Origin of the sequence: Agromyces sp. ISL-38 (assembly GCF_018613935.1) — a bacterium.
Lineage (GTDB): Bacteria > Actinomycetota > Actinomycetes > Actinomycetales > Microbacteriaceae > Agromyces.
This window is the reverse complement of record NZ_JAGGPF010000002.1, coordinates 152,962-168,204: the sequence shown is the minus strand read 5'-3', so window position 1 is coordinate 168,204 and position 15,243 is coordinate 152,962. Positions and strand designations below refer to the sequence as shown.

Here is a 15,243-nt window from a genome sequence, read left to right as displayed (position 1 = left end):
TGGCTGCATGGTTTCAGATGCGAAGCGAACCGTGGACGAGTCCACGCCACTCCCCGTGCCGCCGGTGGGATGGACTCAGCACATCTGGACGGTAAACCCCGATGGCCCGTATTCCCGTGCGGAGCGCACACGCGGATCCGGACCGTACCGGTCCTCGATACCGGCGTCCATTACGGAGTACGCGCCGGCGCTGCCCTCGGACCTGACGGCCGACATCGAGGAGGCGGCGCAGGCGCTCGCCGAATTCGACTCGCATGCCGCGGCCACTCTCGGTGCGCAGAGCCCGGCGCTCGGGCCGATGAGTTCTGTGCTGCTTCGCACGGAAAGTGCGTCCTCGTCGCAGATCGAGCAGATCACCGCAGGAGCTCGGCAGCTCGCGCTGGCCGAGCTCGACGAGGCCCAAAGCGAGAACGCGAGATTGGTGGTGGCGAACGTCCGCGCAATGGAGGCCGCACTGCGACTCGCAGAACAGCTCGACGAGCAGAGCATCCTGGAAATGCACGCGGAACTGCTCTCGCGGCATCCGGGATGGGCGTCGCATGCGGGGCGCTACCGCTCCGAACTCGTCTGGGTGGGCACGAGTGCGGCAAGCCCACGAGGAGCAGGGCACGTCGCGCCGCAGGCCGACCTCGTGCCCGGCGCCATGAAGAACCTCGTCGAGTTCCTCCGGCGTGATGACCTGCCGGTACTGGTGCAGGCGGCTGTGGGCCACGCCCAGTTCGAGACGATTCATCCGTTCGCCGACGGCAACGGCCGCACGGGTCGTGCGCTCGTGCACGCGCTGCTGCACAACAAGGGCACGCTGCGTCATACGACGGCGCCGGTGTCGGCCGGACTCCTGCGCGAGACCGAGACATACTTCGCGGCGCTCACTGCCTTCCGCGAGGGAGATGCGCGCCCCATCGTCGAGAGCTTCACGCGGGCATCCCGCTATGCTGCACGATCCGGCATGACATTGGTCGATGACCTCGCACGGCAGCTGGCGATCGCCGAAGAGAAACTGTCGAACCTCCGACCCCAAGCGGCCGCGTGGCGGGTGCTTCCACGCCTGGTCTCGCAGCCGATCCTCACTGCGCGCTTCCTCGTGTCCCGTGTGGGCCTCAACGAGGTGACCGCACAGCGCGCCCTGCAGCAGCTCGCGGCCGCGGGAATCCTGGAGGAGCGCACCGGTATGCGCCGCAACCGCGTCTGGCAACACGCTGGGATATTGGGCGTCCTCGACGACTACGCCGAGCAGCTGCGCCGCGGTTGACCGGGGATCAGTTGTCGACCTCGCGGTCGCCCGGCGTTCACCAGTCGTGCACCGGGCGGCTGCCTGGCGCGCGTAGCTTCGCGCCATGGCCCAGATCGACGTCGTCGCCCCGCCCGCGCCGGTCGCTGCAGTCGGAGCGGTCGGCGCCGTAAGGCCGTCGGATGCCGCGACGACCCTCGCGACCGCGATCATCCCGGCTCGTGGCGGCTCGCAGGGCCTGCCGGGCAAGAACGTTGCTCGAGTCGGCGGTGTGCCGCTCATCGCGCGAGCCGTGCATGCCGCACTCGCCGCGACGCGTATCGCCCGAGTCGTCGTGACGACCGATGACGAGGCGATCGCCGCCGCCGCCCGGAGCGCTGGCGCGGAGGTCATCGCGCGGCCCGCTGAGCTCGCCGGCGGCGCGGCGTCGAGCGAGTCGGCCCTCATGCACGCCCTCGAAGAGCTTTCGGAAGCTGCGCGTCCTGGCTCCGACCGGCACCACGAGCAGGGCGCGATCACCGTCTTCATCCAGGCGACGTCGCCCTTCATCGACCCCGCCGACCTCGACGCGGCGATCGAGAGCGTGGCGTCGGGCGAGCACGACGTCATGCTCGCGGCGTCGCCGTCGCATGTCTTCCTCTGGCGCGACGACGCGGAGGGCGTGGGCGCCGTCGGCGTGAACCACGACGCCTCCCACCGCCCCCGCCGCCAGGACCGGCAGCCGGAGTACCTCGAGACGGGCGCGTTCTACGTCTTCCGCACCGACGGCTTCCGCGCCACCGGGCACCGCTTCTTCGGGCAGGTCGGCATCCAGCCCGTCCACCCCGACCACGCCATCGAGATCGACGGCATCGCCGACCTCGACCGTGCGCGGGCGCTCGCGTCGCACGTCGACCGAGGGATCGCGGCATCCCGACGAGGCTCCGCCGTCGAGTGGCGACGACCGCTCATCGAGGTCGACGCGCTCATCACCGACTTCGACGGCGTGCACACCGACGACACGGTCATGGTCGACCAGCTCGGGCGCGAGACGGTGCGGGTCAGCCGCAGCGATGGGCACGGTATCGCCCGACTTCGTGCGGCCGGCATCCCCGTGCTCATCATCTCCGCCGAGGAGAATCCGGTCGTCGGTCGCCGAGCCGAGAAGCTCGGCGTCGAGTGCGCCCAAGGCGTCTCGGACAAGGGTGCAGTGCTTCGCGCGTGGGCCGAAGACCGCGGCATCCGGTTCGATCGCATCGCCTATCTCGGCAACGACCGCGGCGACCTGCCTGCCCTCGAGCTCGTCGGATGGCCGATCGCGGTTCCGGATGCAGCGCCTGAGGCGCTTGCGGCGGCCCGCCACGTACTCGCGCAGCCCGGCGGCCACGGCGCCGTGCGCGAGCTCGCCGACCTGATCCTCGAGGCGCGTGACTCCCACGTCGCCCGGGCGGCGCTCGATCCCGCGCGCCCGCACGATTCCGAATGAGGGAGAACGACATGACTGTACGCGTCGGCCGCTCCGTGGTCGGCCCCGGCCAGCCCGTCTACGTCATCGGCGAGATCGGCCTGAATCACAACGGCGATGTCGACGTCGCGCGACGGCTCATCGACGTGGCCGTCGAGTCGGGGGCGCAAGCGGTGAAGTTCCAGAAGCGCACGCCCGAGATCGCGACCCCCGAGCACATGCGCGACGTGCCGCGGGAGACGCCGTGGGGCACGATGAGCTACCTCGACTACCGTCGTCGCGTCGAGTTCGGCCAGTCGGAATACCTCGAGATCGCCTCGTACGCGATGCGGAGCGGCATCGACTGGTTCGCCTCGCCGTGGGATGTCCCGTCGGTCGAGTTCCTCGAAGACCTCGACGTGGTGGCGCACAAAGTCGCCTCGGCTTCGGTCACCGATCTGGCACTGCTCGATGCGATCGCCGAGACCGGCAAGCCCGTGATCCTCTCGACGGGGATGTCGACGCTGGACGAGATCGACCGCGCCGTCGAGACGCTCGGCACCGACCGGCTCGTCATCATGCACGCGACCTCGAGCTACCCGATGCCGCCCGAGGAGGCGAACCTCCGCACGATCGAGACGCTCCGCTCGCGCTATCCCGGAGTTCCGATCGGCTACTCCGGGCACGAGCGCGGCCTGCAGATCTCGCTCGCGGCGGTCACGCTCGGTGCCGTCGCGGTCGAGCGGCACATCACCCTCGATCGGGCGATGTGGGGCTCCGACCAGGCGGCGTCGCTCGAGCCGCTGGGCTTCGAGCACCTCGTGCGCGACATCCGCGTGATCGGCGAGGCGATGGGCGACGGCGTGAAGCGGGTCTTCCCGGGCGAGGAGGCGCCGCGCGCGAAGCTCCGCCGGGTGCCGGCACTGTGAGGCGCTCGCTCCTCGTCGTCGCGGACTCCGACTCCTACGTCAAGTGGGGCGCTTCGCTCGCCTCGCAGCTTCCGGCCGACCCGTGGTCGGTCGAGCTCGTCGTGCTGGCCACGCCGGTGCTTCCGAGCGCCAGACAGCTGCGCAATGCCCTCGCCGGCACGCTCTTCTCGCCGGACTCAGTGCACACGGTCGAGCTCGACGAACTGCCCGACCTGATCGCCGTGCGGCGACCCGACGCGGTGCTGCTCTCGCTCCGGGGGCCGCTCGTGCGCGTCGTCGTGCCGCTCGTCGCAGCCGGCCCCGATCGGCCGGTGCTCCTGAGCGGATTCCCCGGCCTCACCATCCCGGCCGAGCCGAAGGCGATCGTGTATCGCGAGCAGGTCGACCTCATCGTGTTGCACAGCCGGCGAGAGGTTCGCGAGTTCACCGGCAATGCCACGCTGCTCGACGTGCCGGTGGCCCTTGGGCTCGCGACGTTGCCGTTCCTCCGCACGCACACCTCGGCAATGGCCGCGGTCGGGGTCGGGGTCGGGGTCGACTCGGGCGTCACCGTCGATTCGAGCGCGCAGGAACGCACCGACCTCGTCTTCGCGGCCCAGGCGAAGGTGCCCGCGACCCGTGAAGAGCGCATCCAGCTCCTCGGCTGGCTTGCGGCCGCCGCGCGACGTCGCCCGGCGCGTCGCGTCATCGTGAAGGTGCGAGCGCGGGCGGGCGAGGCGCAGACGCACGCCGAGGCGTTCGACTTCGCAGAGCTCCTCGCCGACCCGGCCGTGCGCGATGAGCTCGGCGGCACCCTCCCGCCGAATCTCGTGGTGCTCGACGGCCCGATGCACGATCACGTCGAGCGCGCCGCGGCACTCGTGACCGTGAGCTCGACGGCGGTGCTCGAGGCGATCGCCTCGGGCGTGCCGGCGCTCCTCGTCGACGAGTTCGGCGTGGGCCCGAAGCTCATCAACACGGTCTTCGAGGGCAGCGGCCTGTTCGCCGGCGCCGACGAGGTCATCGCGGGTGCCGGACGGCATCCCGACCCCGCCTGGCTCGCGGACAACTACTTCCACGGCCGCGAGCACGACGACTGGGCCCGCCGGCTCGACGAGCTCGTCGCCGGGCGCGCTGAACGGCCGCTTCCATTGCGTGCACGCCGGCACAACCTGCAGGGCGGCGCACTCCGCAGGGCGTTCGAGCGCAAGCGGATGCTGGGCGGATACGACCGCTCACCGGCCGGGTACCTCTCGGTCGTGGTGGCCGTTCCCTCGCGATGGGTCGTGCGACGGATGCGGCGCATCCGCCGGCTGTTCACCGACGAATCGGCCTGAGCGGCGCCCCGTCGAGGGCGCGCACGACCGAGCCCGCATGGCGGCCGCTCCACCCGCGGTCAGTCGACGGGTGCGGTGTGCTCGCCGACGTGGCGCAGGTAGGCGGCGGCATTCCGGCGGATGCCGGCCCGCTCGTCGTCGGTGAGCTCCCGCCGCACCTTTGCGGGCACGCCGGCCACGAGCGAGCCGGGCGGCACGACCGTGCCCTCGAGTACGACGGCGCCGGCAGCGACGAGCGAGCCGGAGCCGATCACGGCCCCGTTCAGCACGGTCGCACTCATGCCGATGAGGCAGTCGTCTTCGACGGTGCAGCCGTGCAGCACCGCGCCGTGCCCGACCGAGACGCCACGGCCGATGGTGAGCGGGTAGCCCGCGTCGACGTGGCAGACGACCGCATCTTGCAGGTTCGAGTCCTCGCCGAGCGCGATCGGCTCGGCTTCGGCGCGGAGCACCGCGTTGTACCAGACGCTCGACCCGGCGGCGAGGCGCACGTCGCCCACGATGACCGCGCCCGCCGCGACGAACGCGGTCTCGTCGACGGCGGGGGCCGTGATGCCCGCGAGGGCGAGGATGCGGGCGGAGGGGTCGGCGCTCATGCCGTCAGCCTACGGGTCCGCTCGGGCGGCCCGGTCCGCTCGGTTCGACACCTCGACGCGAGCGGATGGTCCGCGAGACGAGTCGATATGCCACGCCGACGGCGAGCACGGCGACCCCCGCCACGATCGACACGAGCGGCAGGGTGACGACGAGCACGAGGCATCCGATCGCCCCTGCTGCCGAGAGCGCGCGCGGCACCCGACGGTCGGCGCGCGGCTGGGTGATCGCCGCGGCGTTCGCGATGAAGTAGTAGAGCAGCACGCCGAACGACGAGAAGCCGATCGCACCGCGCAGGTCGACCGCGAGCACGACCACGACGATGACGACGGCCACGGCGATCTCGGCGATGTAGGGAACCCGGAATCGCGGATGCACCGCCGCGAGCGCTCGTGGCAGCTCCCCGTCGCGCGCCATCGCGAGACTCGTGCGACCGACCCCTGCGATGAGCGCGAGCAACGCGCCGAGGGCCGCCGCCGCGGCGCCGAGGCGCACGAGCGGCTCGGCCCAGTTCCATCCGTTGGCGGCGACGACGTCGACGAGCGGAGCGCCGGATGCCGCGAGCCCGTCGGCGCCGAGCGAGGCGAGTGCGACCGTGCCGATCGCGGCGTACACGACGACCGTGATCCCGAGCGAGATCGCGATCGCCCTGGGGATCGTGCGAGCCGGTTCGCGCACCTCCTCGCCGAGCGTCGCGATGCGCGCGTAGCCCGCGAACGCGAAGAACAGCAGCCCGGCGGACTGCAGGATGCCGAGCCACCCCTCGGCGAGGAGATCACCCGCGCCGAACGGCGCGCCGTCCTGGAACACGGGTGCCGACCCGGCGACCACGACGAGCACGAGCACCGTGAGCACGCCGATCACGATGACCGTGGCGACTCGCGCCGTGCGGGTGATACCGCGAAGGTTGACGGCCGCGAGCACGATCACGGCGGCCGCCGCGAGCGGCCGCTCCCAGCCGGGCGGGGCGAGGTACGCGGCGAACGTGATCGCCATCGCCGCGCAGCTCGCCGTCTTGCCGATGACGAAGCTCCACCCAGCGAAGAAGCCGGGCCATTCGCCGAGCCGCTCGCGACCGTAGCGGTAGGCGCCGCCCGACTCGGGGTAGCGTGCCGCGAGCTGGGCCGTCGAGCTCGCGTTCGCGAACGCCACGAAGGCGGCGATCGCGAGCCCGATGAGGAGCCCCTCGCCGGCAACGTGTGCGGCAGGGGCGAAGGCGGCGAAGACGCCGGCGCCGATCATCGCGGCGAGGCCGATCACGACGGCGTCGCGGAGTCCGAGGCGGCGGGCGAGGGCGGGCTGCTGGGTCACGCTCGCACGATAGTACATCGGCGCGAATCGCGGCTGTCGCGCCGTGGCGTCCCCGGCTGCGGCGGTCGAATTGCGGCGCTCCCATCGGAGCGACCCGAATTGGGGCGAGCGCTCAAGCCACGCCAGCGAGTACCATCTCGCGTGGAGGCATCCTCCTTGCCATTCTCGATTGGTCGTTTCAGTCGACGCCGGCGCATCCTCGTGGCCGTCGCCTCGATCGTCGCGCTCCTCGCGGGAGGAGGCACGCTGGCGCTCGTCGCGAGCCAACCCGCCTCCGCGCGCACGTCGTCGACATTCGAGTCATGGGGCTCATGGACGGAAGGCGGCGCAGACGTCGGCTTCCTCGCCGACACCACGGTCCGTCGCAGTGGGGCCGCGTCGCTGCGGATCACCGATGCCTCGCCGCTCAAGGCGGGCGTCTACGGCGCGATCTCGCAGGGTGTCTCGGTGAAGCCGAACACGCGCTACGACTTCACCGTCTGGGTGCGGGCCTCCGGCGCGCGCACCAAGGCCGGCTCGATCTTCTACGCGGGCCGCCCCGACGATCGGAAGTATCTGCCCGCCGGCACCTATGGCTGGCGGAAGCTCAGCTGGAGCTATACGACGGGCGCCTCCGAGTCGGTGCTGCCGATCGCAGTGCAGGCTCAAGATCTCGGCCAGTTCTGGTTCGACGACTTCACGATCACGACACGCGGCCAGAGCGCTTCCGTGCTTGCCAACGGCGGGTTCGAGGCCTTCGAGAGCCTCATCGGGCTCGGGGTGTCCGACCTCTTCTTCGCACCCGGCGATGCCCGGATCCCGATCACGTCCCCGACGCCCAGCGTCGCCTGGGAGGTGCGCGACGCCGCCGGCGTGCTCGTGAAGGCCGGCACTGCCGACACGTCGACCGGCGCCGCGACACTCGACTTCGCCGCGCTCGGGCCCGGGTACTACCGTCTCGTCCTGTCCGGGGCGGGTGCCGCGCGATCGACGAGCTTCACGATCGTCGACGGACTCGACGAGGCGCTCGGCGCGAGCGCGAGCAGGTTCGGAACGACGATGCATCCGACGCTTCAGCCGGGGGTCCATGAAGACGCTGCTGCCGCCGGGCTCGGACTCGGCGCCGCCCGGCTCGACCTGCGCTGGGAGGCCATCGAGCTGTCGCCGGGCGTGTACACGTGGGATGCCGCGACGGACGACGAGGTCGCGCGGCTCCAGGCACGCGGCGTGCGCCCCACGCTCGTCATCGCGTACTACGGTCCCTACGACGCAGGCCGCACGCCGTCGAGCCCCGATGGGATCGCCGGCTACACGGACTTCCTGCGAGCGGCCGCCGAGCGCTACGGCGACGGAGTGGACTACCAGATCTACAACGAGTTCAACATCGCCTACAGCAACGGCCTCTGCGGCCAGACACCAGCGTGCTACCTGAAACTCCTCCAGCCGGCGTCGCAGGCCGTGCACGAGGTCGCGCCGGGGGCGCGTGTCGTCGGACCCGCACTCGCCGGCAACACCGCGATGTGGCTGACGAGCAACGAGTCGTACAACTGGCTCGCCGAGTTCTTCGCCCTCGGGGGTCTCGATCTCGTCGACGTGGTCAGCGTGCACAACTACGGGGCACCGGCAGCACCCGAAGGACACAATGACGCAGTCATCCGGAAGATCACCGGACTCATGGCCGGGTACCCCGCCGCGGCGAACACGCCGCTGTGGCTCGGCGAGACCGGATACTTCACGACGGGGGAGGCCGCCGGCGGAGTGAGCGAGCTGCAGCAGGCCCGGTACCTCGTGCGCGACGCCTCGCTCGCGCTCGCCGAAGGCGTCGACGCGTACCTCGTGTACGACCTGCTCGATGACTGGAACGACCCCCAGAATCCCGAGGCGAACTTCGGGCTCGTGCGCAATCCCGCCTCGCAGTCCGGCGTGCTCGCTCCGAAGCCCGTATTCACGACGATGGCGGTGCTCACGCGCCAGCTCGAGGATCGCGTCTTCGATCGTCGCGACCCCGTGCCGCAGGGCGCCTATTCACTCGTGTTCACGGATGCCTCGGGCAGCGCACTCCGCGTCATGTGGGCGACGGCGTCCACCACCGTGACCGCCAAGGCCACCGGGGCCGTGACAGTCGTCGACCAGTTCGGTCGCAGCTCGCGCATCGACCCCGTCAGTGGGCGTGTCTCGATCAGGCTCGGCGTGGATCCCATCTACGTGACCGGCGGCGGAATCGTCTTCTAGCGGGTGATTCCGTCGCGTCGACCACCTGCTGCGGATCGTAGGATCGGTGCATGGCACAGTCCTCCCACCCCGCGGTCGACCGCGTCGCCGGGGCCCTCGCCGGCCACGGCCTCAGCCCCGAGATCTTCTGGTTCGACGACGCCGTGACCACGGCGCAGCTCGCCGCCGACGCGCTCGGCGTCGAGGTCGGCCAGATCGCGAACTCGCTCGTGTTCACCATCGACGACGAGCCGATTCTCGTGCTCACCTCGGGATCGCACCGGGTCGACACGGAGTGGCTCGGCGCGGAGCTCGGCGGCGTCATCCGGCGCGCGTCGAAGGAGACCGTGAGGGAGGCCACGGGGCAGGTGATCGGCGGCGTCGCACCGCTCGGGCATCCCGCACCGGTGCGCACGATCGTCGACGTGCAACTCGCCGAGTATCCCGTCGTATGGGCGGCGGCGGGCCACGCGAAGACCGTGTTCCCCACGACCTTCGCCGAGCTCGTGCGCATCACGGGAGGCGCGCCGCGCGCGGTCGAGCCAGCGCCCGAGGCATCCGAGTGACGTCGCCGCGCGCGGCGTGGCCGCGCCGCGCGGGCCCGCTCGTCCTCCGACCGCCGACGAGCGACGACCTCGACCAGGTGCTCGAGTGGCGCAACCGGCCCGAGGTCACCCGCTGGCTCCTGCACACCATGGTCGACCCCGAAGCGTTCCGGACGGCGTGGCTCGAGAGCGTCGAGGACCCCGACCAGCACACGGCAGTGGCCGTGCTCGACGGGGTCGTCGTCGGCACCGGTTCGCTCGACTTGCGCGACGGCATGGGGCAGTTCCATGGCGATGCCTGGCGCGGAGCCGAAGGGCTCCTCGGCTATCTCATCGATCCCGTCCACGCCGGAAACGGGTACGCGACCGACATCGCCCGGAGTCTGCTCGACCTCGCGTTCGCGGAGCTCGGCCTGCACCGGGTCACGGCCGGTTGCTTCGCCGACAACGTCGCCTCGTGGCGGGTCATGGAGAAGCTCGGCATGCGGCGGGAGCAGCACGGCGTGCGCGACTCGTGGCATGCCGAGCTCGGCTGGATCGACGGCTACACGTACGGAATCCTCGCCGAGGAGTGGCGCGCGAGTCGCTGACCGGGAATGGCCGCGGCGGTCAAGACTGCCGGGTGGACACCGTTCTGCGTCGCAATCCGCCGCTGATGCAGTTTTGGCATCAGTGGCGGAGTCGGTGAGGACCCGAGGTCACTCGGAGCCATGTCGGAGCCATTCGGTGCAATGTCGGGAGCCAGGTCGTTGCAGTGTCGGCGCCATCTGAGAGGCTGCGGCTGTGGATGGGCCGAAATGAGCAGGGACGAGGTACACGGCAGCGGGCTCGACCGCGTCGATGCCGCCGAGATCGATGTGCCTGGAATCGTGATGCGCGTGCGGCGGATATGCGATTTGAGCCAGCGAGATCTCGGGCTCGCGCTTGGCCTCGACCAGTCACAGGTGGCTCGCATCGAGTCGTCGCGACGCCGGGTTGACCTTCTGCTGTTGGTGAAGATCTTGGCGCTCGCCGAGATGCGCATCGCAGTCCTCGATCGAGACGGGGTCGAGGTCGTTCCGGTCCCCAAGGACGTTCTCCGCGACAACGCCGATCGCCGGATGCCGGCGCATCTCGACGTACGTGAACCGTCAGACGCGCCGATGTCAGCTTTGCTCAAACCTCACAGTGGTCGCGCCAGTCCGCGCGGTTGGTACCACCACCGAGCCATACGGGATCGGCGGAGGAGCGCGGCGGGGTCCCACGCCCTCAACGATCAGCCGACCGTGAGCGGCGTTGCCGAGCGCGAGGGCGAGCAGAACGCCGAACGCCTCCAACACGCGCGACGCCTGGCGGCGGCACTGCTCGAAGTCGAGTGCACCTGCCTCGATGGGTGCTGGGAGAGCCGCGGCTGCACCGACGACTGCGCGTGCCGGTGCGACCCCTGACTGCCTGCCGCCGCTATGCGTCGCGCCTGGCCCCTTGGCTCGGCCGCACTGTGAACACGGCGGGCTCACGATAGCCGCGCTCCGCGAACGCGGCGAGCACCTCACGGGTCACGATCGGAACGAGCCCGTCGACCAGGAGCGCGATCGCGGAGCCGCCGAAGCCGCCGCCGGTCATCCGCGCTCCGATCGCGCCGTGTGCCTGCGCCGTCTCGACGGCGAGATCGAGCTCGGGAACCGAGATCTCGAAGTCGTCGCGCATCGAGACGTGCGAGGCGTCGAGCAACGGCCCGATCGCGCCCGGGCCATGCTCACGAAGCGTGCGCACCGCGTCGAGCACGCGCTGGTCCTCGGTGACGACGTGGCGCACCCGGCGGAACGTCTCGTCGTCGAGCAGCACCTCGGCGCGCGCGAGATCGTCGGGGCGGACATCGCGCAGCGACTCGACCCCGAGCGCGCGCGCTCCCGCTTCGCATGAGGCCCGTCGCGCCGCGTATCCGCCGGAGGCATGCGCGTGCTCGACACGCACGTCGATGACCATGAGCGAGAGCCCGTCGGCCTCGAACCCGAGGGGGATCACGTCGGCGTCGAGGCTCCGGCAGTCGAGGAAGACGGCGGCGTCTGCCTCGCCGAGAAGCGACGCCGACTGGTCCATGATGCCCGTCGGCGCGCCGACGACGCGGTTCTCGGCGAGCTGGCCGACCTTCGCGAGCGTGGGCCGGTCGAAGCCGAGACCCCAGTGCTCGTCGAGCGCGAGTGCGACGGCGCACTCGATCGCGGCCGACGACGAGAGTCCTGCGCCGACCGGCACGTTGGAGCTCAGGAAGAGGTCGACGCCGCGCACGTGCTCGAGGTCGGCGCCGAACTCGCCGAGGGCCCAGGCGACGCCGAGCGGATACGCCGCCCAGCCGCTCAGCGCGTCGGGCGCGAGCTCGTCGAGGTGGATCTCGACGGGCTCGGCGGCGAAGCTCGAGGCGACGCGGATGACGCGGTCGTCACGATCGCCGAGGGCGACCGCCGTGCGACGGTCGATCGCGAACGGGAAGACGAATCCGTCGTTGTAGTCGGTGTGCTCGCCGATCAGGTTGACCCGGCCCGGTGCCGACCAGGCGCCGATTGGAGCGTGCCCGAACCACTCGGCGAATCCGTGCATCGCCTCGGCGACCTCGCTCATACCCGAACCCTTCCGATTGCGGCGCGCAGCGCCTCAGCTTGCGACTCGGGGGTGACATCCCCGATCCATGCCCCCATCGCGGCCTCCGAGCCGGCGAGGTACTTCAACTTGTCGGCGGCGCGGCGAGGACTCGTGAGCTGCAGCATGAGCCGCACCTCGTCGCGTCGCTCGTGCACGGGCGCCTGGTGCCACGCCGCGATGTACGGCGTGGGCGTGTCGTAGAGCGCGTCGACGCCGCGCAACAGGCGCAGGTAGAGCTCGGCGAGCTCGTCGCGCTCGGCGAGGCTCGTCGCGGCGAAGTCGGGCACGTGGCGGTGGGGGAGCAGGTGCACCTCGATGGGCCAGCGTGCCGCGAACGGCACGAACGCCGTCCAGTGCTCGCCCGTGATGAGTACTCGCGGCCCGTTCCGTTCCCGCTCGAGGAGGTCGGCGAACAGGGTCGGTCCGTAGGCGTCGACCGAGTCGAGGAGGCGCTGCGTGCGCGGCGTCACGTAGGGGTAGGCGTAGATCTGCCCGTGCGGATGCCCGAGCGTCACGCCGATCTCCTTCCCGCGGTTCTCGAACGGGAAGACCTGCTCCACACCGGGCATCGCCGACAACGCGGCCGTGCGCTGCGCCCATGCCTCGATCACCGTGCGTGCGCGCGAGACCGTCTGAGTGCCGAAGGACCCCTCGTGCTCGGGGCTGAAGCACACCACCTCGCAGCGGCCGATCGACGAGCGGGTGCGTTCGAGCCCGACGCTGCGGAGCTCGGCGAGGGCCCCGGCGCTCGCGGCATCCGTTCCATCGGCCGCGAGCTCGGGCCCGAACGAGGGCGAGCGGTTCTCGAACACGGCCACGTCATAGCGGCTCGGGATCTCGGAGGGGTTGCCCTCTCGCTGCGGCGCGAGCGGGTCGAGGTCGGCGGGCGGCAGGAACACGCGGTTCTGGCGGGCGGCGGCGATCGAGACCCACTCGCCGGTGAGTGGATCCTGCCGCATGTGCGCGTTGGCCGGTCGAGGGTCGAGCGCGCGCTCGTCGATGCCGCGTTCGGGCGGCAGGGTCGTGTCGGCGTCGTCGAAGTAGATGAGCTCACGACCGTCGGCGAGGGTGCTGCGACGCACCTCGATGCGAGGGTCGGTGATGGGGACGGATGCCGCGTCGGCGGTCTCGTTCGGGTCAGCCACGCGGCCACGATACGCGCCTTTCGTTTCGCAAACAACTGGGTTTCGTATTGCAAAGCGACGATTGAGGCCGCAGAATGCCGGTATGGCAGGAGACGAATACGTCGACGCCGCTCCGAGCAGGGGCGGCGTGGCGCGCGATCGTGCCGACGTGCGGGTCGTGCTCGACGCGCCGCGGCGGCGCGAGCTCGCACTCGCCCTCGTGGCCGAGCGGGGGTTCGTGCGCGTCGCCGAGCTCAGCGACGCATTCGGCGTGACTCCGGTCACAGCCAGGGCCGACCTCGACGCGCTGGAGCGGCAGGGCGGCATCCGCCGCGTGCACGGCGGTGCGGTGCCCGTGTCGTCGCAGCTCGAAACGGAGCGACCCGAGCGCGAGCCGACCTTCGAGGAGGCGCTCGCGGCATCCGTCGAGCCGAAGCGGCAGATCGGCGAGTACGCCGCCTCGCTCGTGCGCAGCGGGCAGAGCATCATCCTCGACGTCGGCACGACGACGCTGCAGATCGCCCGGGCGCTGCGGGCTCGCACCGACCTCGAAGACCTCACCGTGTTCACGAACGGCCTCTCGCTCGCCCTCGAGCTCGAAGACGAGATCCCTCGATTCACCGTCGTGGTCACAGGCGGCACGCTGCGCCCGAAGCAGCACTCGCTCGTGCATCCGCTCGCGAGCTCCATGCTCGACGAGGTGCACGTCGACCTCGCGTTCATCGGCTGCAACGGCGTCGACCCCGTGCACGGCGTGACGAATGCGAACCTGCCCGAAGCGGCGGTCAAGGCGCTCATGCTGCGCTCCGCCGCCCGTTCGATCGTCGTGGCCGACGGCTCGAAGCTCGGCGAGGTGCACCTCGGCCGGGTCGCGCCGATCGATGCCTTTGACGCGCTCGTGACGGATGCCTGGGCCCCCGTGGCACTCGTCGCCGAGCTCGAGGATGCCGGGCTGTCCGTGCTCGCCCGAGACCCTAGAGTGGATCCATGACCCTTCCCACGGGCGAGCAGTTCGCCCTCGAGACCTCGACCTCGAGCGGGGAGGTGCGCGCGACCATCACCGCCGTCGCCGCCGGCATCCGCTCGCTCAGCATCAACGGCATCGACCTCGTGCCCGAGTTCGCCGAAGACCAGTCCCCGCCCATGGGCGCCGGCATCGTGCTCGTGCCGTGGCCGAACCGCATCCGCGACGGCCGCTGGAGCCACGAGGGCGAGGAGCACCAGCTCGCGATCACCGAGCCTGCGCGCAACAACGCCATCCACGGCCTGCTGCGCTACACGGAGTACAAGCCGATCGCCCGCGAACGCGACTCGGTGACCCTCTCCGCGACGATCTACCCGCAGCTCGGGTATCCGTTCCTCCTCGGAACGGCCGTGCACTACGAGCTCGTGGCCGACGGACTGCGGGTCACGCACTTCGTCGAGAACCTCGGCGCCGAGCCGGCGCCCGTCGCGATCGGCACGCACCCCTACATCAAGATCGGCGACGTTCCGACGCGCGACCTCACGCTGCGGCTCGACGCCGCGAGCCACATCGAGGTCGACGAGCGCCTGCTGCCCACCGGCGAGGTGCCGGTCGAGGGCACCGAGTGGGACTTCCGCGAGGGCCGCCCGGTCGGCGAGCTCTCGCTCGACGACGCGTTCGGCGAGCTCGCGAGCGAAGACGGCCAGGTGCTGCACTCGCTCACCGCGCCCGACGGCCGCAGCGTGTCGATCTGGGCCGACGACGAGTTCGACTACGTGCAGGTGTTCACGACCCGGCAGTTCCCGGGCGAGGAGGGCGACATCGCGATCGCCGTCGAGCCGATGACGGCGCCCGCCGAGGCGTTCAACTCGGGCCGTGGGCTGCGCTGGCTCGACCCGGGCGAGGAATGGCAGTTGAGCTGGGGCATCCGCTTCGCGGGCTTCAGCGCCGAATAACCGGACACGATGCTGTGCGGTGCGTCCGCGCAGCTTCGTGC

At 70.9% G+C, this 15,243-nt stretch carries 14 protein-coding genes; 10 read left to right on the top strand and 4 right to left on the bottom strand.

Annotated features, from left to right (window positions below):
• The first annotated feature begins 7 nt into the window (after positions 1–7).
• The 4 genes from J7E25_RS03755 (at position 8) to J7E25_RS03740 (ending at position 4,899) form a co-directional block, all read left to right on the top strand.
• Complete coding sequence (locus tag J7E25_RS03755; RefSeq protein ID WP_214868104.1) at positions 8–1,252, top strand: Fic family protein; 1,245 nt, start codon at positions 8–10, stop codon at positions 1,250–1,252.
• An 85-nt stretch (positions 1,253–1,337) separates the two neighbouring features.
• Positions 1,338–2,696 carry an acylneuraminate cytidylyltransferase gene (locus tag J7E25_RS03750; RefSeq protein WP_214868103.1) on the top strand — a complete coding sequence of 453 codons (1,359 nt, stop codon included), beginning with the start codon at positions 1,338–1,340 and terminating at the stop codon, positions 2,694–2,696.
• 11 nt (positions 2,697–2,707) lie between these two features.
• A complete protein-coding gene (locus J7E25_RS03745) occupies positions 2,708–3,583 on the top strand; it encodes an N-acetylneuraminate synthase family protein (protein ID WP_214868102.1) in 876 nt (291 codons plus the stop codon).
• Complete coding sequence (locus tag J7E25_RS03740) at positions 3,580–4,899, top strand: DUF6716 putative glycosyltransferase (protein ID WP_214868101.1); 1,320 nt, start codon at positions 3,580–3,582, stop codon at positions 4,897–4,899. Before J7E25_RS03745 ends, J7E25_RS03740 begins: the two co-directional genes overlap by 4 nt.
• 59 nt (positions 4,900–4,958) lie before the next feature.
• On the opposite strand, the gene J7E25_RS03735 is transcribed toward J7E25_RS03740, so the two are convergent.
• Entirely contained in the window at positions 4,959–5,495 is a 537-nt protein-coding gene (locus J7E25_RS03735) for a gamma carbonic anhydrase family protein (RefSeq protein WP_214868100.1), read from the bottom strand.
• Positions 5,496–5,499: 4 nt separating this feature from the next.
• On the bottom strand, positions 5,500–6,804 hold the full coding sequence (locus J7E25_RS03730; RefSeq protein WP_308164344.1) for an amino acid permease: 1,305 nt from the start codon (positions 6,802–6,804) through the stop codon (positions 5,500–5,502).
• Between the two features lie 156 nt (positions 6,805–6,960).
• Between J7E25_RS03730 and J7E25_RS03725 the strand changes: the two genes are divergently transcribed.
• The 4 genes from J7E25_RS03725 to J7E25_RS03710 all read left to right on the top strand — a co-directional run bounded on the left by J7E25_RS03725 (position 6,961) and on the right by J7E25_RS03710 (position 10,966).
• Entirely contained in the window at positions 6,961–9,015 is a 2,055-nt protein-coding gene (locus tag J7E25_RS03725; protein ID WP_214868096.1) for a carbohydrate binding domain-containing protein, read from the top strand.
• Between the two features lie 50 nt (positions 9,016–9,065).
• Positions 9,066–9,560, top strand: a complete 495-nt coding sequence (locus J7E25_RS03720) for a YbaK/EbsC family protein (protein ID WP_214868094.1) — start codon at positions 9,066–9,068, stop codon at positions 9,558–9,560.
• Positions 9,557–10,129: a GNAT family N-acetyltransferase gene (locus J7E25_RS03715; protein WP_215009338.1), complete on the top strand. Its 573-nt coding sequence runs from the start codon at positions 9,557–9,559 to the stop codon at positions 10,127–10,129. Before J7E25_RS03720 ends, J7E25_RS03715 begins: the two co-directional genes overlap by 4 nt.
• A 207-nt stretch (positions 10,130–10,336) precedes the next feature.
• Positions 10,337–10,966: a helix-turn-helix transcriptional regulator gene (locus tag J7E25_RS03710; RefSeq protein WP_214868090.1), complete on the top strand. Its 630-nt coding sequence runs from the start codon at positions 10,337–10,339 to the stop codon at positions 10,964–10,966.
• Positions 10,967–10,979: 13 nt separating this feature from the next.
• Here the strand turns inward: J7E25_RS03710 and galK are convergent, their stop codons facing one another.
• Entirely contained in the window at positions 10,980–12,137 is a 1,158-nt protein-coding gene (gene galK / locus J7E25_RS03705; protein WP_214868088.1) for a galactokinase, read from the bottom strand.
• A complete protein-coding gene (galT, locus tag J7E25_RS03700) occupies positions 12,134–13,261 on the bottom strand; it encodes a galactose-1-phosphate uridylyltransferase (RefSeq protein ID WP_214868179.1) in 1,128 nt (375 codons plus the stop codon). Before galT ends, galK begins: the two co-directional genes overlap by 4 nt.
• Positions 13,262–13,385: 124 nt before the next feature.
• On the opposite strand from galT, the gene J7E25_RS03695 reads away from it, so the two are divergent.
• Positions 13,386–14,273: a DeoR/GlpR family DNA-binding transcription regulator gene (locus J7E25_RS03695; protein ID WP_214868086.1), complete on the top strand. Its 888-nt coding sequence runs from the start codon at positions 13,386–13,388 to the stop codon at positions 14,271–14,273.
• Positions 14,270–15,202, top strand: a complete 933-nt coding sequence (locus J7E25_RS03690) for an aldose 1-epimerase family protein (protein WP_214868084.1) — start codon at positions 14,270–14,272, stop codon at positions 15,200–15,202. The genes J7E25_RS03695 and J7E25_RS03690 overlap by 4 nt, the downstream gene beginning before the upstream one ends.
• The last annotated feature ends 41 nt before the right edge of the window (positions 15,203–15,243 follow it).